Genomic DNA, 19,090 nt, shown 5'->3' with positions numbered 1-19,090 from the left:
GTGACAACAGATGCTGCAGAAATGCGAAGGCATTGTCATTAGGACAACTGATTATGGCGAGAACAATAAAATTGTAACTTTATATACCAGGGAATTCGGAAAAGTTGGTGTGATGGCAAGAGGTGCGAAAAAGCCCAGCAGCAGGCTCGCTGCCGTCACCCAGCTTTTTGCGTATGGCCACTATCTTTTCCAGGCAAGCTCAGGACTGGGCGGATTGCAGCAGGGAGAGATGATTTCATCCATGCGGTCAATCCGGGAGGATATTTTTCTGACAGCCCATGCCAGTTATGTTGTAGATTTGACGGATAAAGTGACTGAGGATAAAAAATCGAATCCTTTTATGTTCGAATTGCTCCTTCAGACCCTCAACTATATGAATGAGGGCTATGATATGGAAATCCTCACATTTATCTATGAAATGAAAATGCTCAATGTCCAGGGACTGTATCCGGTTCTGGACAGGTGTACAAATTGCGGCAGCACAGAAGGAGAGTTCCACTTTTCAATCAGAGAGGGAGGGCTCCTGTGCCATCGGTGCTTTGAAACGGATCCGTACAGGATTAAAATCTCTCCTGGCACAGTCAGGCTGCTGCGGCTTTTTTATCTGCTGGACTTAAGCCGGCTGGGCAATATTTCGGTCAAACCAGAAACAAAAGCTGAATTGAAAAAGGTCATTTCCGCATACTATGATGAATATTCAGGTCTTTATCTAAAAACAAGAAAGTTTCTGGACCAAATGGATTCATTCAGGGACCGCCTTTAACTATTGACATTGCTGAATCTTTTCGCTATTATTCAAATCAATAGCTTTCTCAGATTTTTAATGACAATTACATATGTTGCTGTGAAGGAAAAGAGTACTTAACTCCCTCTGCATTAGCGAGTCCGGGTATGGTGTGAGCCGGGTGGCAGAAAGTAAGGAAGGCGTTCCGGAGCGACATCACTTTTAAAGTGGCTGCTTTCTGGCAGCAAATAGGGTGGAACCGCGGGTAAACTCTCGTCCCTATGCATGAAAACGATGCATAGGGGGCGGGAGTTTTTTTGTTGTAAAGATAATCGATCCATAAACTTGAACTGAAAATTTTCCGGAGGTGTAAAGATGAATATCCAAAACATGATTTTAACACTGCAAAAACACTGGTCTGAACAGGGATGCGTCCTTATGCAGGCTTATGACACCGAAAAAGGGGCAGGAACGATGAGCCCATATACTTTTTTGCGGGCAATTGGACCTGAGCCATGGAATGTCGCTTATGTAGAGCCATCACGCCGCCCGGCAGACGGCCGCTACGGAGAGAACCCGAACAGGCTTTATCAGCATCATCAATTCCAGGTGATCATGAAGCCTTCTCCAGACAATATCCAGGAACTTTACCTGGATTCCCTGAAAGCGCTCGGAATTGATCCGCTGGAACATGATATCCGTTTTGTAGAAGATAACTGGGAAAACCCGTCACTTGGCTGCGCTGGTCTTGGCTGGGAAGTATGGCTGGATGGAATGGAAATCACCCAATTCACCTATTTCCAGCAGGTAGGCGGGCTTGACTGCAAACCAGTATCTGTTGAAATTACTTACGGAATCGAACGCCTTGCGTCTTATATCCAGGATAAAGAAAATGTTTTTGACCTTGAGTGGACAAACGGTTTTACAGTGAGGGACATATTCGGTCAGCCTGAATATGAGCATTCCAAGTATACATTTGAAACTTCTGACAAAGATATGCTGTTCAACCTTTTCAATATTTACGAAAAGGAAGCGAATCGCCAGATGGATGAAGGGCTTGTCCATCCTGCCTATGATTATGTCCTGAAGTGTTCGCATACTTTTAACATTCTTGATGCGCGCGGTGCTATTTCCGTAACAGAAAGAACGGGTTATATTGCCCGTATCCGCAACCTTGCCAAGAAAGTTGCGAAGACTTTTTATGAAGAAAGAGAGAAACTGGGCTTCCCAATCATTAAAAGGAAGGAGCAGGTTAAAAATGACTAAACGGAATTTATTGCTTGAAATCGGTCTTGAAGAAATGCCTGCAAGATTCATTACCGACTCCATTAACCAGCTGGCTTCCAAAGTAGAGAACTGGCTGAATACAAATAATATTGGATTTGAGGGCATCAGCATCTTCTCGACACCTCGCAGGCTTGCCTTGCTTGTCGCGAATGTCGATGAGCGTCAGGAGGACAGCGAGGAAGAGGCAAAAGGACCTGCGAAAAAGATCGCTTTAACTGAGGATGGCAAGTGGTCCAAGGCAACAATGGGCTTCACACGCGGACAGGGAATGACGGTCGAAGATATTTATTTCAAGGAAATCAACGGCGTAGAGTATGCCCATGTAAAGAAATTTATCAAGGGGCAGGAAACCTTTGATCTTCTTGTTGAGTTAAAAGCGATTATCACAGGGTTGACCTTTCCGAAAAACATGCGTTGGGCAGATCTTGAACTTCGTTATGTCCGCCCGATCAAATGGCTTGTGGCTATGTTCGGCAACGACATCATTCCTTTTGAAATAGCCGGTGTTCAAACAGGCAGTACGACAAGAGGCCATCGCTTTCTTGGAGAAGGGGAAATTCAGTTATCAGCTCCTGAAGAATATGAAGAAGTATTATTGGGCCAGTATGTGGTCGCAGATGCACAAAAGCGCAAAGACGCGATTACTTCCCAGCTTGAAAAAATTGAGGAAGAAAACGGATGGGTAATCCCAGTAGATGAAGACTTGCTGGAAGAGGTCAATAATCTGGTCGAATATCCAACAGCCTTATATGGCCGTTTTGAAGAAGAATTCCTCGAAATCCCGAGTGAAGTCCTGATCACATCCATGAAGGAGCATCAGAGATATTTCCCTGTCAAGTCAGCAGAAGGGGAGCTTCTTCCTCATTTCATCACTGTCAGGAACGGTGACCACCTCCATATCGAAAAAGTGGCCCGCGGAAATGAAAAAGTATTAAGAGCAAGATTGGCTGATGCTGCGTTTTTCTATAAAGAAGATCAAAAAATGCAGATCGAATCAGCTTTAGAAAAATTAAAGAATATTGTCTATCACGAAGAAATCGGCACAATCGCTGAAAAATCAGATCGTGTCCGCAAGCTTGTCAGATTGATTGCTGAAAGAATGGATTTTGCACCTGAGATCGTAAGCGCCGCAGACAGAGCAGCGGAAATCAGCAAATTCGACCTGGTTTCACAGATGGTCTACGAATTCCCGGAACTTCAGGGAATAATGGGAGAAAAATACGCTTTGCAAAAAGGCGAAAGCCGGGATGTGGCAACTGCAATCAACGAGCATTATATGCCTCGCAATGCGGATGACTCTATTCCAGGATCACCTGCAGGTGCACTGGTTGCAATCGCCGATAAACTTGACACGATTGTTGCGTTTTTCTCACTTGGCATCATTCCAAGCGGCTCACAGGATCCTTATGCATTAAGGAGACAGGCGGCAGGTATTGTCCAGACGCTTATGGAAAAGAAGTGGGACATCACCCTTGAAAACCTTGTCGGCTTATCGCTTAACCTTGTGTCTGAAGCAGGAATCGGCAAGCGCTCTGAAGAAGAGGTATACCATGACCTTATCCAGTTCTTTAAGCTGAGAGTCAAGCACATGCTGCAGGAGCGGGGAATCCGCTACGATCTCATCGATGCCGTACTTGGCGGGGAAATTGGTATCGTTTCTGCCCTTATGGATAAAGCAGCGGCACTTCAGGATGCCAGCGGCAAGGAAGACTTTAAGGAAAATATGGAAGCATTGAGCCGGGTCTTGAATATTGCCAGCAAGAAAGAAGTGCTTGGTGAAATCGAACCGGAACGCTTCGAAAATGAGTATGAGCAAAAGTTATATGAAAAGTATCTTCAACTCGGCAAGAAGGCTGAAGATGGAATGGATGCAGCTTCCTATTATCAGCTGCTGGCTGAAATCAAGCCGGAAATCAATGATTATTTTGAGCATACCATGGTTATGGCAGAAAACCCTGATGTCCGGGAAAATCGCCTGAATCAAATGGCAGCACTAGCGGTTCTGATCATGAAACTTGGCAAGGTGAATGATATCGTCGTAAAATAGCATGCTTTATTCACAGAAACAGATCGGTGAACTGAAAGAGTGCCTTCCTGCATGGGAAGGCACTCTAATAAGTACTTTTTTATTAGGTATGATCTGTGAGAAGAGAAAAAGTCATTAGATTGATAAGAAGGTTATAAAAATTCTTTCTTTTGGTTACCTCATGTAGTATATAATAATCTTATTAAGCTTTTTTCGGGAAACCTGTAATACATAAATCCTCAGTGTCAGCTAATGAGGCTATCTCGGAAAAGCTGAAAACCAAGAATACGGGATAAATAGAAAATCCCGATGGGTGGTGAGGACAATCGAACTGAATAAACGACAGGAGCAGATCCTGCAAATCGTAAAGGATAACGGACCGATCACCGGAGAACATATAGCAGAAAAACTTAATCTGACCAGAGCTACCCTCAGGCCTGATCTTGCCATCCTGACGATGGCGGGATATTTGGATGCCAGACCTCGAGTCGGGTACTTCTATACCGGAAAATCCGGTAATCAGCTGCTTTCTGAGAATCTTAAAAAAATCCTTGTCAGGGATTATCAGTCCATTCCGGTCGTCGTCCCTGAAAATGTATCTGTCTATGATGCGATTGTTACGATGTTCCTTGAGGATGTAGGTACATTATTCGTGGTAGATAAGACTTCGAAACTCGTAGGTGTGCTGTCCCGGAAAGATTTATTGAGGGCAAGCATCGGGAATCAGGAGCTGTCCACGCTGCCAGTGAATATCATCATGACAAGGATGCCGAATATAACAGTTTGCAGGCGGGATGATCTGCTGATTGATGCTGCAAAGGAATTAATTGAAAAACAGATTGATGCCCTGCCGATCATCAAGGATACAGATGAAGGATATGAGATTGTTGGAAGATTGACAAAGACAAACATTACAAAGGCTTTTGTTGCCTTGGGAGAAGAATAAGAATCAAGGCGGAGAAGGGGTTGATTGGAGAATGAATAAAACACCTATTATTTATGTGGTTTCTGACTCTGTCGGCGAGACAGCAGAGCTCGTGACAAAGGCTGCCATCAGCCAATTCGAACATTTGGATGTATCTCTAAAAAGATTTCCTTATGTTGAGGATAAAATACATATCGATGAAGTCATCTCCATGGCCAAGCATGATGACGGAATGATCGCTTACACATTGGTTAAGCCTGAAATCAGCGATTATTTGCAGGAGTCTGCCAGTAAAGAGGGAATTTATGCATGCGACATCATAGGTCCGCTCATGCAGCAGATCCAGGTAGTTAGCGGCGAGACACCATTATATGAACCTGGTCTTGTCCGTAAACTTGACGAAGATTACTTCAAGAAAGTCGAAGCCATCGAGTTTGCGGTTAAGTACGATGACGGCCGCGACCCAAGGGGCATACTTAAAGCAGATATCGTCCTTGTGGGGGTTTCAAGAACTTCCAAGACGCCTTTATCACAATACCTGGCCCATAAGCGATACAAAGTGGCGAATGTGCCGCTTGTACCTGAAGTTGATCCTCCGGAAGAATTATTCCTTGTTCCAAAGGAAAAATGCTTTGGCCTTAGAATTACGCCTGATAAGTTAAACCAGATCAGGCGAGAAAGACTGATTTCCCTTGGATTGAATGACCAGGCAATTTATGCCAATATCGAGAGAATAAAAGAAGAAATACAGTATTTTGACGGAATTGTTGAAAAAATCGGATGCCCAGTAATCGATGTGACAAATAAAGCCGTAGAAGAAACGGCCAATGTCATCCTCCATACCGTCCGAAACAGGCAGATAGGCAATTAGCACATATTTTGTATGTGCTTTCTTTTTGCTCTGTTAAATTTTATGTCCTGTTAATTTAGTGCAGCGCGGAGACTCCTCGAAAAGGTTTACGTATTTTCTTCGTTCGTGGACAAGTTCGTGGAAGTTTCTCATTGTCCTGCGGGTTAAGCGCCACCCTGAGGACAACTAAGTGGCTGGATTAAGAATCAACAGTCTTGTTTAACAGAGCATTCTTTTTATGAAGCCATTTTGTTCTCGAAAATTTCGCGCACCTCAGCTTCCACTTCTAAACACTGATGATTTTCGAGAAAAAATAATGGAAAAATAGGCGTTCTTATACTATAATAAAAAATTGTGATAAAAATGTATCTGTTTAGGTTTAGACTTGACAGATTACGAATAAACTATTTACTATCAGTTGTCAAGATGTAGACCGCGAAAAAATTCGACAAAATTCCCTGTAAAAAATACATTCCTGAAGAAGGAATATGCGGAGTGATGTAGAATTAATACTAGTGAAATCAACAGTCAGTCCCTTTTTGTGGATGCAGACTCTTGCCCGGTCATAAAGGAAATTGTCGAAATTGCTTCGAAGTTTTCCATCGAAGCTGTTTTTGTGGCTTCATACGCTCATATGAAGAATGATCTTCAGGGGCAGAACTGGGTTTTTGTCGATTCCTATAAGGAGGCTGTAGACCTTTATTTAATGAATCACGTTAAGAAAGGTGATTTTGCAGTGACGCAAGACATTGGGCTTGCATCTACACTCATTGCGAAAGGGGTTTACACAATCTCCCCGAGGGGAAGTTTATACGAAGAAAAAGGAATCCAGACTGCACTTGAGCTTAGGCATATTTCTGCCAAGGCCAGGAGGCAGGGTTTTTACGGGAAAGGCCCAAAACCTTTCACCGAAAAAGACAGAGAAAAATTCATGAAGGAATTGAACATGCTTTTGTCGAATTTTAAGATATGTTCAAGGAATCACAACTAATATGGGGTCATGCATATGGCAGAGAGGATTGCCGAGGAAAAAGTAAATGAAATCCGGCAGGCGGTTGAAATAGTCGATGTCATTGGTGATTATGTCCAATTGAAAAAGCAGGGCCGGAATTATTTTGGGCTTTGTCCATTTCATGGAGAAAATTCCCCATCATTTTCGGTTTCACCTGACAAGCAGATTTACCACTGCTTTGGTTGTGGAGCTGGAGGGAATGTGTTTTCATTCCTGATGGATATCGATGGACTGTCTTTTCAGGAAGCTGCAGTAAAACTTGCCGAATTGGCAAATATTGAACTGAAGCTAGAAGGCACAACAGCCAGCAGGAATCCGCAATTGCCTGAAGGTTCGAAGCAAATGATCGACGCGCATGAACTCTTGCGTAAATTCTACCATCATTTGCTGGTAAACACAAAAGAGGGCCAGGATGCCCTGGAGTACCTTCTGAATAGGGGATTCACCGAGGAATCTATAGACAGGTTCCAAATAGGCTATGCATTGCCGTCCTGGGATTTTGCAGTGAAACTTCTTGAAAAAAGAGGTTTTTCGCCTGGGGTGATGGCTAAGGCAGGATTGGTCATCCAGAGGGAAAACGATGGGACATACTTTGACAGGTTCCGGAACAGGATTATGTTCCCAATCCTGGACCATCAGGGTAATACGATTGCGTTTTCAGGGAGAGCAATGGGGGACGAAGAGCCCAAATATTTGAATAGTCCCGAGACGCAGATCTTTAATAAAAGTAAAATTTTATATAATTTTCATCTTGCGCGCGGCTCGATCCGGAAACAGCAGCAAGCTGTTCTATTCGAGGGATTCGCGGATGTCATCTCCGCCAACCGTGCAGGGGTAGAAAACGGAGTCGCCACGATGGGGACTTCGTTGACCGAAGAGCATATTTCCTTGCTCAAAAGAAATGTGCAGGCTGTAACGCTATGTTATGACTCGGATAAAGCCGGTATTGAAGCGGCATTCAGGGCCTCTAACATGCTGTCGAAGGCAGGGTTCGCTGTCAGGGTAGCGACCATGCCGGACGGGATGGACCCGGACGATTTCATAAAGATGCATGGCGAAGAAAAGTTCAGGAACGATATTATTGGGTCCAGCTCCACTTTGATGGCATTTAAATTACTATATTACCGTCGAGGAAAAAACCTTCAGAATGAAGGAGATCGCCTTCAATATATCGAAGAAGTACTTAAAGAAATCAGCAAACTTGATAAGGCAGTAGAAAAAGATTTGTATCTGCGTCAGCTGGCAAATGAATTCTCGCTGTCGCTTGATGCTCTGATCCAACAGCTTAACCAGTTGGAACAGGCTTCAGCTCCCAGAAAACAAAACCAGCCACGTCCCGAAACAAGACCAGCGGCCTATACAAGGAAAGCAGAGCTTAAGCCGGCATACCATACGGCTGAGAGACGGCTGATCTTCCATATGATGAGAGACGCAGACGTCACCTACAAGGTCCAGGGAATGCTGGCAGGAAGCATGATGAATATTGATGAACACCAGGCTATTATTACTTATTTATTTGCATACTATGAAAAAGGACATGACCCTGATCCAAGTGCGTTCTTAAATTATCTTCAGGATAATAAGCTAAAAAGGGTTGTTGCTGATATTGAGATGATGCCTCTGAACGAGGAAATCAGCGATCAGGAATTATCTGATTATATCAAGCAGGTCTTGAATTATCAAAAAATGTTAAAAATAAAGGAAAAAATGGCAGAACAAAAACAGGCAGAACGTCAAAACGACATTTTGCGCGCTGCGGCAATCGCAACAGAGATTATCCAATTGCGCAAGACATTATAAAGCTTATGCTGATTGTTTTTGATTTTTGGAAGGAGGGGGACATATGGCTGAAAAGTCAGCCCGTTCTAAAGAAGTCACCGAAAATGAAGTGACAGTTGAACAAGTGAAAGACCAGTTAACGGCACTGGGCAAGAAAACAGGTGTCCTTGCTTATGATGATATTGCAGAGAGGCTTTCAAGCTTCGAACTGGATTCCGATCAAATGGATGAGTTTTACGAATTCCTCGGTGAACAGGGAATTGAACTTGTCGGCGAAAGTGATGAAGAGGAAGATCCGGACATCAAACAGCTTGCCAAGGACGATGAAGAATTCGACCTGAATGATTTAAGTGTTCCTCCCGGTGTCAAAATTAATGACCCGGTAAGAATGTACCTGAAGGAAATTGGCCGAGTAGACCTTCTTTCTGCAGAGGAAGAAATCAACCTCGCTGAAAGAATCGAGCAGGGCGATGAAGAAGCGAAAAGACGGCTTGCTGAAGCAAACCTTCGACTTGTCGTAAGTATTGCGAAACGCTATGTAGGCAGAGGCATGCTATTCCTTGACCTGATTCAGGAAGGGAATATGGGCTTGATCAAGGCAGTTGAGAAATTCGACTACCGAAAAGGGTTCAAGTTCAGTACCTATGCTACCTGGTGGATTCGCCAGGCTATCACTCGTGCGATCGCTGACCAGGCGAGGACAATCAGGATCCCTGTCCATATGGTCGAAACAATCAACAAATTGATCCGTGTGCAAAGACAGCTCCTGCAGGACTTAGGACGCGAACCAACACCTGAAGAAATTGGTGAAGATATGGACCTTTCACCAGAAAAAGTCCGTGAAATCCTTAAAATCGCCCAGGAGCCGGTCTCACTTGAAACACCAATCGGTGAAGAGGATGATTCACACCTTGGAGATTTCATTGAAGACCAGGATGCTACATCTCCTTCAGAACACGCAGCATATGAGCTGCTGAAGGAACAGCTGGAGGATGTCCTAGATACGCTTACAGACCGTGAAGAGAACGTCCTGAGATTGCGTTTCGGCCTGGATGACGGGCGCACACGTACGCTTGAAGAAGTAGGTAAAGTTTTCGGGGTTACACGCGAACGGATCCGTCAGATCGAGGCTAAGGCTCTGCGTAAGCTAAGACACCCTAGCCGAAGCAAGCGATTAAAAGACTTTTTAGAATAGGATTGCCAAGGAATAATTTACTTTTTAAAATAAGAGTAAATTATTCCTTTTTTTCTGTATAAATGTTTGAGACAGGATGTGCCGATAAATGGATGACCATCGCAGGAAAATCATTACGAATGAAATCAAATACTGGAAAGAAAGCAGGCTGCTGCCGGATCATTATTGTGACTTTCTCCTGAACCTATATACTGAAGGAGGTTCAGAGGGGGAGCCAATCAGCAAAAATAGCCATAGACCTTTGAATCTTCTTAGGATAATTTTGATTGGATTGTTATCGCTTTCAGTTTTTTTATTTTATTTTACTGAATTGTCCCTTTTTTTGCAAATCGGTTTGACAATATTTTTTGGAATAACATCCGTTTTAATCGCTGTTTATATGCTGAAGAATTCTTATCTTGATTTAGTCATTTTGCTATCTTCGGGACTCCTCTTATTGATCACATCCATTCAGGCGGGTGAAATACTATTTCCAGACAAACATGCTATTCTCTATTTGATCACTGCTCTCAACTGTCTGTTATGGCTTGCTGCAGGCATGAAGTGGAAGATGGTGTCATTCAAAGTTTCGGGAATTGCAGGATTAATTGTCCTGCTAGTTGCTATATTCATATAATAATTCAAAATTTAAAAGTTTTTAAATGTTGAGAAAATTGTCTGTTCACCTTTATAATGTAGAATGTAAACGCATTCAATGTCTTGAGGGGGATGGAAATGAATTTTGATTTAACATCAGAACAGGCGATGATTAAAAGGACGATTAGAGAATTTGCCGAGGAAGAAGTAGCTCCTGGAGCGATTGAGAGGGATAAAACGAAACAGTTTCCGACAGAAATTTTTAAGAAGCTGGGTGAACTCGGTATGCTCGGGCTGCCTTTCCCTGAGGAATATAGTGGAGCAGGCGCTGATACGGTCAGCTTTGCCATTGTAACCGAGGAGTTGAGCAGGGCATGTGCTTCCACCGGCATTACTTATTCAGCACATATATCCCTTGGCGGAGCTCCTATTAACCTATTCGGCACAGAAGAACAAAAGCAGAAATACCTGACACCTATTTGTACAGGTGAATCTTTGGGCGCATTTGGGCTTACTGAACCTAATGCTGGCTCGGATGCAGGCGGGACACAGACTACAGCCAAAGAAGTGGATGGTGAATACATCATCAATGGAAGCAAGAACTTTATCACTAATGCAAGTTATGCCAAACATCTTGCAATGACTGCCATCACAGGCAATAAGGATGGAGAAAAAGAAATCAGTGCAATTATTGTGCCTACAGATGCACCTGGCTTCACTGTCATCGATAATTATGAAAAAATGGGCCTGAATGCCTCGAATACAACACAGCTGGTGATGGAGGATGTCCATGTCCCGGTTGAAAACCTGCTTGGAAAGAAAGGGGAAGGCTTCAAGCAATTCCTTGTGACACTTGATGGCGGCAGGATTGGCATTGGTGCTATGGCAGTGGGAGTAGCACAGGCTGCTTATGAAAAGGCTTTGAAATATGCAAAGGAAAGACAGCAATTTGGAAGATCGATTTCCCAGTTCCAGGCAATCCAGTTCAAGCTTGCTGACATGGCAATGAAAATTGAACTTGCACGCAATATGGTCTATAAGGCGGCATGGCTGAAGGACCAGAAACGTCCGTTCTCGAAGGAAGCTTCGATGTGTAAGCTATATGCTTCAGAAATCGCGATGGAAGTTGCTGACCAGGCTGTACAGATTCATGGTGGATACGGATATATGCGGGAGTATGAGGTCGAGCGCTATATGCGGGATGCGAAATTGCTGGAGATTGGCGAAGGAACATCTGAAGTCCAAAGAATGGTGATTGCAAGATTAATTGGCTGCTAAAAGGGAAACCTAAATATGCCTTAATCATCAAAACTTCATCAATTGATGGAGTTTTTTGTCTAAATTGTGAACATGTGTGACAAAGTTTGCTTTTTTACTTTCCCTGTAAACGTTTTTCAAGTAAAATAATATCTGTGTGAAATCATTATTTAGTTGATGTTGTACATAAAGGAGGGTATATGATGAATCGTAATCCAATTATCCCGTTTGTATTGATCATGGTAATGGGGATCGGCTTGATGTTCCTGCTTTCTTTCAAAGGTCTTGGTGACGCTAAGGATCTTACGAAGGAAAAAGAAGGCGGCGGAAAGACCGAAGAAACTGCTGAAGTGAACCCAGAGGAGTTTTACCAGCAAACTTGTGCAGGCTGCCACGGCAACCAGTATGAAGGTGTATCTGGTCCCGCGCTAAAAGGTGTAGGCAGCAAGTACTCCAAAGACGAAATCAAAGACATTCTGACAAATGGTAAAGGCAACATGCCTCCTGGAATGGCTGCAGGCAAGGAAGAACAAATGGCTGAATGGATCGTAAAAGAATTGAAGTAATTTTTTAAAGGCTCTTTGCTTTTTGCAGAGGGCCTTTACTATTTTAAATAGTCCGCAATCCAGTTCTCTGCCGTCAGCTTTTTTCGATGATTGGACAAGGGGCGGGCGGTTTTCATATACTTATAAAAGTAAAATATGATTTAGTAGGTGACTTTTATGAATGCTGAAAAGCTCTCAGACCGGCTGAATGCCGTTGCAAACAATATTCCGCAAGGTGCCAGGCTTGCCGATATCGGCTCCGATCATGCCTATCTTCCTTGTTATGTAGTTAAAAAGGGGGCCGTTCCGAAGGCCATTGCAGGAGAGGTCGCCAATGGACCGTTCCAATCTGCCCTTGAGCAGGTTCGAGAGGAAAATCTAACAGACTGGATCACCGTCCGTAAGGGTGACGGACTCGAAGTGATTGATCCAGGAGAAGTGGATTGCATTACGATTGCCGGCATGGGCGGAACATTGATCTCATCTATTTTGGAAAAAGGGAAATCGAAGCTCGAAGGAGTCACCAGGCTGGTGTTACAGCCAAATGTGGGAAGCTTTGCAGTGCGCAGGTGGCTGATTGACAACGGATGGGAGCTTGTAGAAGAAGAAATCCTGAAAGAAGATGGAAAGATCTACGAAATCCTTGTTGCCGAAAAAGGCGAACCATTAAAAGCATATCAGGGCTTCAATCTCGAAAATGGCATTCTGTTTGGCCCAATTTTATTGAGGGAAAAATCTGCAATATTCATGGAAAAATGGAACGCAGAGATAAAAAATTGGCAGCGGATATTAAAGCAGCTGGATGAAGCTGTACAAAATGAAGAAACAGAAAGCAAGAAGAGGGAATTAGAGAAGAAACTTAAAATGGCAGAGGAGGCGTTCCAGTGAAAAAAGTAAATGGGCATGAAGTGATCCAGCTTTTCGAACAATTTTCACCCAAAGCCTTCGCGATGGAAGGCGACAAGATTGGCCTGCAAATTGGGGCATTGAACCAGCCGGTTGAAAATGTCCTGATCGCTCTCGATGTTACAGAGGAAGTGGTAGAAGAGGCGATCACAAAGAATGTTCAGTTAATCATTGCCCACCACCCGCCGATTTTCCGGCCATTGAAAAAAATCGCGACGGACACACCGGCAGGCAGAATGATTGCCAGGCTGATCAAACATGACATCGCGGTTTATGCTGCACATACAAATCTTGATGTCGCAAAAGGCGGAGTGAATGACCTGCTTGCGGAGGCACTTGGCCTTAAGGATCCCCAGGTACTGGTTCCGACTTATGAAGACCAGCTGAAAAAACTGGTTGTTTTTGTACCTGAGGAAAATGCAGAGCAAATCCGTGAGGCATTAGGAAATGCAGGGGCAGGGGCGATCGGTGATTATAGACATTGTTCCTTCACAGCCTCAGGAAAGGGACGATTCCTGCCCGGGGAAAACACGAACCCTCATATCGGCGAACAGGGAAAGCTTGAAGCAGTTAATGAAGTCCGGATTGAAACGGTTTTTCCGCAGAGTATCGAAAAGAAGGTAATCCAGGCTATGATCAAAGCGCACCCTTATGAAGAGGTCGCCTATGATGTATATAGACTGGAGAATAGCGGAGAACAGCTTGGACTGGGCAGAATCGGAAAAGTCGAGGAGACAACCCTGGGAGATTATGCAAACTTTGTGAAGGAAGCGCTTGGTGTCAACAAAGTGCGAGTAGTCGGGGACTTGAATGCTAAAGTGAAAAAAGCAGCTGTCCTTGGCGGTGACGGGAATAAGTACTTCACTCAGGCAAAGTTCCGGGGAGCTGATGTGTACATAACAGGCGATATCTATTATCACACTGCACATGACGCACTGATGGACGGCTTGAACATGATTGATCCCGGACATAATGTTGAAAAAATCATGAAAAAAGGAACCGCCAGCGTCATGGAAAGGCTCTGTAAGGAAAAAGGGTATGATGTCCAGTTCTTGGCTTCAGAAATTGACACTGACCCTTTTACTTTTATCTAATGCATCTTTTGCAGAACTAGGAGCTAACCCAAATCCAGAATGGAAGTCGGAAGCAGTAGCCTCTCGTACCAAAAAAGCAGCCCGAATTCTTTCGGGCTGCTTTCATCTTATACACTTGCTTCGGTTTTCTTAACCTTCGGCAGAATTTTAGAGAGTGGCACCTTTTTCTCTTTTACCCAGGTTGCTTCGTTTTCCTGGTCAAACTGTTCAAGGAAAGTGATGACTTCTTTTGTGATTGGTGTCGGAGTCGATGCGCCGGAAGTGACGGCTACTGTTTCGGCATCCTTGATCCAATCAATTTCAAGTTCGGTAATATCGGCAATCCGATAGGCTTTAGTACTGGCGATTTCTTGTGATACCTGGGCAAGGCGGTTGGAGTTATTGCTCTTTGGATCACCCACGACAATCAGGACATCCGCTTCTTTCGCCTGCTCTGCCACGGCCTCCTGCCGTACCTGTGTTGCCATGCAGATTTCTCTGTGCACCTCTGCGTGTGGATACTTTTCTTTTACTTTTTCCATAATCTCGGCAACGTCCCACTGGCTCATGGTTGTTTGATTGGTAACAATCAATTTCTCAGCATGTAAATTCAATGCTTCCACATCAGCTTCTGTTTCTACAAGATGGACGATTCCGGGAGCAACGCCAACGGCACCCTCTGGCTCTGGATGCCCTTTTTTGCCAATGTAAATGACTTCGCAGCCTTCTTTTTCCTTATCGCGAATCAGGTTATGGGTGTTCGTGACATCCGGACATGTAGCATCAATCGATACCAGCCCTTTTTTCCTGGCAAGCTCCCTGACCTCAGGGGAGATTCCATGCGCAGTGAAAATAACTGTCCCGCCCTCAACTTTTTCGAGGATCTCCTTACGGTTGTTTCCGTCCAGAGTGATGATGCCTTCTTCTTCAAATGCATCGGTAACATGCTTGTTATGGACAATCATTCCCAGTATATATATAGGTCGCGGCAAGCTTTTATCCAATGCAGCATTGCGGGCAATGACCATTGCGTCGACAACGCCGTAGCAATAGCCGCGCGGCGAAATTTTAATTACATTCATTGAGTCATCCTCCTAAGAATACCTCTGATTCTTTCTTTTATTATATAAGACTTATAGAAAGATTACAAAAGAGGATTTCCGGAAGGAAGAATTAACTATTCTTCAGACTAAATGAAAAGTTTTGGTGTTGATGCCCCGTTCTGCTTTTGGGCTGGTTTGTCTGATACAGCTGTGTTTTCGGCTTTCACTGGCTTCTTCTTGTTCTTACTCTTGCTCTTACTCTTGTTTTCGTTCTTGTTCTTTTCTGGCTGATTTGTCTCCGCTTCAGTTGTTTGTTCATCTGCATCCGGAAGATCCTTCAATCCTCGATAAAGTTTCCACATCGATGGCAGATTGCGGACAAGCGGACCATATTGCTGGATCATCGGACCGAACTGCTGTGCCGTGCCTAATACCTTTTGCGTGTTTGTAAGAAACCCGCTCAGTGCGGATGGGTCAGCGAGTGATTTAAGGATTCCGCCGCCTGAGCCGGCTCCCCGTGTCGCTGTATTGGCTCCAGTTAAGAAACCTGCTGGACCATTTTGCTGGCCGGTGCCTCTTCCCAATATCTTCGAGAGCAGTCCGCCTCCCTGGCTTGAGCGCATATTCCTGCCCCCCATTCGCGGCATCTGGCCTGGCGGCATCATTGGGCCTTGGGCGAATGGATTGGAATACATCTGACGCTGGCCCATCCCCGGCCCTCCCATCATGCGGGGGCCTTGAAAGCGATTCGGCATTCCGCGTGGATTCATATGGGGTCCTTGTAGCATTGAGACCCCTCCTTTCCCAATATATCTTCTCCTATTAGACTATGCGGGAAGTCCGGAATGGTTTAAGGAAAAAGTATGTAATGAAACAGGTTTGTTTTTTTCATAGGAAAGGTTAAGATAGTACTGATTGGAGATTTTCTGCAATCTTTATTATAATTACAGGATGAACCTGAAAAAGAACAGCTTACGGAACAGGCTGTAATCCCGGAAACACTTGCGGGACAGGGGAAAAAAAGGAGATTTTCAATGAGTGAAACGAAATTTACACGTTATGAACTGAAGCCGTTCATTATAGATGCAATCAATAAATTAGGCTTTTACGAGCCGACTGAGATTCAGGAACGTCTGATCCCGACTGTGCTGAAAGGTGACAGCGCGATCGGTCAATCACAGACAGGGACGGGAAAGACGCATGCCTATGTCCTGCCGATCATGGACAAGCTTGATCCTTCGCGCAATGAAGTACAGGCAGTCATCACGGCACCGACTCGTGAACTTGCCAACCAGATTTATCATGAAGTCCTTAAAATAGCTGAACATGCTCCGGAGGGAGAGCAGATCACTGCCCGCTGCTATATTGGCGGAACGGATAAGCAAAGAACCATCGAGAAGCTGAAGACCCAGCCGCAAATCGTGATTGGCACGCCAGGCAGGATCAACGACCTCGTGAAGGAAAACGCTTTGTTTGTGCATACAGCCAATACCCTCGTTATTGATGAGGCAGATTTGATGCTCGATATGGGATTCATCGAGGACATCGACCAATTTGCATCCCGCATGCCGGAAAAGCTTCAGATGCTCGTATTCTCGGCTACCATTCCTGAAAAACTTAAACCGTTTTTGAAAAAGTACATGGAAAACCCTAAATACGTCCAGATCGATCCTAACCAAGCTACAGCGGCGAAGATAGAACACATTCTCCTTCCTTCAAGGCACCGGGATAAAATTGGCCTTGTGCACTCTGCATTGCTGGCATTCAATCCATATTTGGGGATTGTATTCGCGAATACAAAGAAAAAAGCGGATGAAATTGCGGATGGTCTGATTCAAAAGGGCATGAAGGTCGGCAGGATCCATGGTGATCTCAGTCCGAGGGAACGTAAACGGGTCATGAAGCAAATCAAGGACCTTGAGTTCCAGTACCTGGTTGCGACAGACCTCGCTGCAAGAGGAATCGACATCGAGGGCATCAGCCATGTCATCAACTACGAGCTGCCAACGGACCTTGATTTTTATATCCACAGGGTCGGAAGGACTGCGCGTGCCGGGTCATCAGGGGTTGCATTGACAATCTACGAGCAGAGCGATGAAGATGCACTGGTTCGCCTGGAAAAGATGGGCATCACTTTCAAACACATCGACTTGAAAAAAGGTGAATTTACCGAAATAGAAGAGCGAAACAGAAGACAGAACCGCAAGAAGAAGGAAACAGCAGGCGAGGCGAAGGCAAAGACGCTTGTCTCCAAGCCTAAAAGGGTAAAACCAGGCTATAAAAAGAAGATGAAATATGAAATGGATAAAATCAAAAAACGCGAAAACCGTATCCAGAAGAGAAATAAATAAAGGGATTTAGGAGAGATCTAGATGTTAATTGGCTCACATGTTTCAATGAGCGGCAAGAAAATGCTGCTAGCAGCGAGCGAAGAAGCTGTCTCATATGGTGCAAATACTTTCATGATCTATACTGGAGCACCTCAGAATACTAGAAGGAAGAAAATCGAGGACCTGAATATTGAAGCAGGGCGCCTGCATATGGAGCAAAATGGCATCAGCGAGATTGTTGTCCATGCTCCATATATCATCAATATCGGGAACACCCAGAATCCTGACACCTTCGATTTGGGAGTCAGGTTTTTGCGGAGTGAAATCGACAGGACTGAAGCCATTGGAGCGAAGCAAATTGTGCTGCATCCAGGTGCACACGTAGGTGCAGGTTCAGACAAAGGAATCGAGAAAATCATTGAAGGCCTGAACGAGGTCCTTAGCGCAGAAGACAAAGTCCAAATCGCTCTGGAAACCATGGCCGGAAAAGGATCAGAATGCGGGAAGTCTTTTGAGGAGCTTGCGATGATCATCGACGGTGTCAAATACAATGACAAGCTTTCTGTCTGCTTTGATACCTGCCATACCCATGACGCAGGTTATCGAATCGTCGAGGATTTCGATGGCGTGCTGAACGAATTCGATAAAATCATCGGACTCGACAGGCTTAAAGTCATGCACATCAATGACAGCAAAAATGAGTTCGGGACAAGGAAAGACCGCCATGAAAATATCGGTTTCGGCCATATCGGCTTTGAAGCATTAAACTACATCGTCCATCACCCGCAACTGACGCAAATACCAAAAATCCTTGAAACCCCATTTGTCGGTCCTGACAAGAATAATAAAAAAGCGCCATACAAACATGAAATCGCGATGCTGAAAAACAAGAAATTCGAAGAAAACCTGCTAGACACAATCATGAATGACTAAACAAAAGCTGCGGACACTCCGCAGCTTTTTTCTTTTTGTTGAGGTTAAACGATAATGAGTATTACCTTTTAGAGGAAATAATAACAGTGATGATGGACATAGAGGGTGGAAGTGTCCGTCCTCGGGTTGATGATGGACAGAAATAGTGGAGAGAAGGAGAAAAGTGTCCGTCATCGGGTTCATGATGGACAAAAATGCCGGAGAGAAGGGAAAAAGTGTCCGTCATCAGGGTCATGATGGACAAAAGTGCTTGAGAGAAGGGAAAAAGTGTCCGTCATCAAGCCCATGATGGACAAAAACCCTAAAGAAAGACGAAAAAATGTCCGTCATAGATTTCTACGACGGACACAAACCCTATTTCGTGAATTTCACAAACAATTTATTGACTTCCCTTGCGGTTTCCGGGTTGGTGATTCTGGCAATTTGCTTAATGAGTGCCGTTCTTTCTGAATCATTAAAGATATTGACCTTTTTACCGCGTAAGTATCTGGCGATCTTATCTGCTTGTGCCTCTGTTATGGATATATTGAATTGAGAGGCGTATCTCAGCAGCTCATCCGCCGTTATGCTGCTTATTTTATGGTTAATGATATTTTCAAAAATAGCCAAAGATCATCACTCCTTCATAG

General features: G+C 44.3%; 18 protein-coding genes and 1 other annotated feature. Of the genes, 15 read left to right on the top strand and 3 right to left on the bottom strand.

Annotated features, from left to right (window positions below):
* Positions 1-10: 10 nt before the first annotated feature.
* From recO to QNH36_RS16890, 13 genes are all read left to right on the top strand, one after another.
* Positions 11-763, top strand: coding sequence for a DNA repair protein RecO (gene recO / locus QNH36_RS16950; protein WP_144476165.1), 753 nt, complete (start codon positions 11-13; stop codon positions 761-763).
* Between the two features lie 72 nt (positions 764-835).
* Positions 836-1,008, top strand: a binding site (T-box leader).
* A gap of 91 nt (positions 1,009-1,099) precedes the next feature.
* Positions 1,100-1,990, top strand: a complete 891-nt coding sequence (gene glyQ, locus QNH36_RS16945) for a glycine--tRNA ligase subunit alpha (RefSeq protein ID WP_144476166.1) — start codon at positions 1,100-1,102, stop codon at positions 1,988-1,990.
* Positions 1,983-4,058, top strand: a complete 2,076-nt coding sequence (gene glyS / locus QNH36_RS16940) for a glycine--tRNA ligase subunit beta (RefSeq protein WP_283903845.1) — start codon at positions 1,983-1,985, stop codon at positions 4,056-4,058. Before glyQ ends, glyS begins: the two co-directional genes overlap by 8 nt.
* A 292-nt stretch (positions 4,059-4,350) precedes the next feature.
* Positions 4,351-4,983: a transcriptional regulator CcpN gene (gene ccpN / locus QNH36_RS16935; protein WP_144476168.1), complete on the top strand. Its 633-nt coding sequence runs from the start codon at positions 4,351-4,353 to the stop codon at positions 4,981-4,983.
* A gap of 31 nt (positions 4,984-5,014) precedes the next feature.
* The gene (locus QNH36_RS16930; RefSeq protein WP_144476169.1) at positions 5,015-5,833 is read left to right on the top strand and encodes a pyruvate, water dikinase regulatory protein; all 819 of its coding nucleotides are present in this window, start codon (positions 5,015-5,017) and stop codon (positions 5,831-5,833) included.
* 520 nt (positions 5,834-6,353) lie between these two features.
* Positions 6,354-6,803 carry a YaiI/YqxD family protein gene (locus QNH36_RS16925; protein WP_144476170.1) on the top strand — a complete coding sequence of 150 codons (450 nt, stop codon included), beginning with the start codon at positions 6,354-6,356 and terminating at the stop codon, positions 6,801-6,803.
* A gap of 15 nt (positions 6,804-6,818) precedes the next feature.
* Positions 6,819-8,624: a DNA primase gene (gene dnaG, locus QNH36_RS16920; protein WP_144476171.1), complete on the top strand. Its 1,806-nt coding sequence runs from the start codon at positions 6,819-6,821 to the stop codon at positions 8,622-8,624.
* 43 nt (positions 8,625-8,667) lie between these two features.
* On the top strand, positions 8,668-9,798 hold the full coding sequence (gene rpoD / locus QNH36_RS16915) for an RNA polymerase sigma factor RpoD (RefSeq protein WP_144476172.1): 1,131 nt from the start codon (positions 8,668-8,670) through the stop codon (positions 9,796-9,798).
* Positions 9,799-9,886: 88 nt separating this feature from the next.
* On the top strand, positions 9,887-10,414 hold the full coding sequence (locus QNH36_RS16910; RefSeq protein ID WP_144476173.1) for a hypothetical protein: 528 nt from the start codon (positions 9,887-9,889) through the stop codon (positions 10,412-10,414).
* Positions 10,415-10,512: 98 nt separating this feature from the next.
* The gene (locus QNH36_RS16905) at positions 10,513-11,652 is read left to right on the top strand and encodes an acyl-CoA dehydrogenase family protein (protein ID WP_144476174.1); all 1,140 of its coding nucleotides are present in this window, start codon (positions 10,513-10,515) and stop codon (positions 11,650-11,652) included.
* A gap of 182 nt (positions 11,653-11,834) precedes the next feature.
* The gene (gene cccA, locus QNH36_RS16900; protein WP_144476899.1) at positions 11,835-12,197 is read left to right on the top strand and encodes a cytochrome c550; all 363 of its coding nucleotides are present in this window, start codon (positions 11,835-11,837) and stop codon (positions 12,195-12,197) included.
* A gap of 156 nt (positions 12,198-12,353) precedes the next feature.
* Positions 12,354-13,064, top strand: coding sequence for a tRNA (adenine(22)-N(1))-methyltransferase (locus QNH36_RS16895; protein WP_144476175.1), 711 nt, complete (start codon positions 12,354-12,356; stop codon positions 13,062-13,064).
* Positions 13,061-14,176 carry a Nif3-like dinuclear metal center hexameric protein gene (locus QNH36_RS16890; protein ID WP_144476176.1) on the top strand — a complete coding sequence of 372 codons (1,116 nt, stop codon included), beginning with the start codon at positions 13,061-13,063 and terminating at the stop codon, positions 14,174-14,176. Before QNH36_RS16895 ends, QNH36_RS16890 begins: the two co-directional genes overlap by 4 nt.
* Positions 14,177-14,283: 107 nt before the next feature.
* On the opposite strand, the gene QNH36_RS16885 is transcribed toward QNH36_RS16890, so the two are convergent.
* On the bottom strand, positions 14,284-15,237 hold the full coding sequence (locus QNH36_RS16885) for a 4-hydroxy-3-methylbut-2-enyl diphosphate reductase (protein WP_144476177.1): 954 nt from the start codon (positions 15,235-15,237) through the stop codon (positions 14,284-14,286).
* Between the two features lie 107 nt (positions 15,238-15,344).
* A complete protein-coding gene (vrrA, locus tag QNH36_RS16880; protein WP_283903844.1) occupies positions 15,345-15,986 on the bottom strand; it encodes a VrrA/YqfQ family protein in 642 nt (213 codons plus the stop codon).
* Between the two features lie 246 nt (positions 15,987-16,232).
* Here vrrA and QNH36_RS16875 point away from each other — a divergent pair, with 246 nt between their 5' ends.
* Together QNH36_RS16875 and QNH36_RS16870 are read left to right on the top strand one after the other, a co-directional pair.
* Positions 16,233-17,549, top strand: coding sequence for a DEAD/DEAH box helicase (locus QNH36_RS16875; protein WP_144476178.1), 1,317 nt, complete (start codon positions 16,233-16,235; stop codon positions 17,547-17,549).
* A 21-nt stretch (positions 17,550-17,570) separates the two neighbouring features.
* Entirely contained in the window at positions 17,571-18,461 is an 891-nt protein-coding gene (locus QNH36_RS16870; RefSeq protein ID WP_144476179.1) for a deoxyribonuclease IV, read from the top strand.
* A gap of 354 nt (positions 18,462-18,815) precedes the next feature.
* On the opposite strand, the gene QNH36_RS16865 is transcribed toward QNH36_RS16870, so the two are convergent.
* Positions 18,816-19,070 carry a DUF2624 domain-containing protein gene (locus QNH36_RS16865; protein ID WP_144476181.1) on the bottom strand — a complete coding sequence of 85 codons (255 nt, stop codon included), beginning with the start codon at positions 19,068-19,070 and terminating at the stop codon, positions 18,816-18,818.
* Positions 19,071-19,090 lie beyond the last annotated feature (20 nt).

Origin of the sequence: Mesobacillus sp. AQ2, from assembly GCF_030122805.1 — a bacterium.
Taxonomy (GTDB): domain Bacteria; phylum Bacillota; class Bacilli; order Bacillales; family Cytobacillaceae; genus Mesobacillus; species Mesobacillus oceanisediminis_A.
Note: the sequence above shows the minus strand (reverse complement) of the source record. Positions and strands in the feature narration are given on the sequence as shown.

Bases quoted from the DNA above. Each gene is read 5' to 3' on its own strand.
- glyQ (WP_144476166.1), top strand. From the start codon at position 1,100: ATGAATATCCAAAACATGATTTTAACACTGCAAAAACACTGGTCTGAA.
- QNH36_RS16930 (WP_144476169.1), top strand. From the start codon at position 5,015: ATGAATAAAACACCTATTATTTATGTGGTTTCTGACTCTGTCGGCGAG.
- QNH36_RS16875 (WP_144476178.1), top strand. From the start codon at position 16,233: ATGAGTGAAACGAAATTTACACGTTATGAACTGAAGCCGTTCATTATA.
- QNH36_RS16895 (WP_144476175.1), top strand. From the start codon at position 12,354: ATGAATGCTGAAAAGCTCTCAGACCGGCTGAATGCCGTTGCAAACAAT.
- recO (WP_144476165.1), top strand. From the start codon at position 11: ATGCTGCAGAAATGCGAAGGCATTGTCATTAGGACAACTGATTATGGC.
- QNH36_RS16885 (WP_144476177.1), bottom strand. From the start codon at position 15,237: ATGAATGTAATTAAAATTTCGCCGCGCGGCTATTGCTACGGCGTTGTC.
- QNH36_RS16870 (WP_144476179.1), top strand. From the start codon at position 17,571: ATGTTAATTGGCTCACATGTTTCAATGAGCGGCAAGAAAATGCTGCTA.
- rpoD (WP_144476172.1), top strand. From the start codon at position 8,668: ATGGCTGAAAAGTCAGCCCGTTCTAAAGAAGTCACCGAAAATGAAGTG.
- glyS (WP_283903845.1), top strand. From the start codon at position 1,983: ATGACTAAACGGAATTTATTGCTTGAAATCGGTCTTGAAGAAATGCCT.
- dnaG (WP_144476171.1), top strand. From the start codon at position 6,819: ATGGCAGAGAGGATTGCCGAGGAAAAAGTAAATGAAATCCGGCAGGCG.
- QNH36_RS16905 (WP_144476174.1), top strand. From the start codon at position 10,513: ATGAATTTTGATTTAACATCAGAACAGGCGATGATTAAAAGGACGATT.
- vrrA (WP_283903844.1), bottom strand. From the start codon at position 15,986: ATGCTACAAGGACCCCATATGAATCCACGCGGAATGCCGAATCGCTTT.
- QNH36_RS16910 (WP_144476173.1), top strand. From the start codon at position 9,887: ATGGATGACCATCGCAGGAAAATCATTACGAATGAAATCAAATACTGG.
- cccA (WP_144476899.1), top strand. From the start codon at position 11,835: ATGAATCGTAATCCAATTATCCCGTTTGTATTGATCATGGTAATGGGG.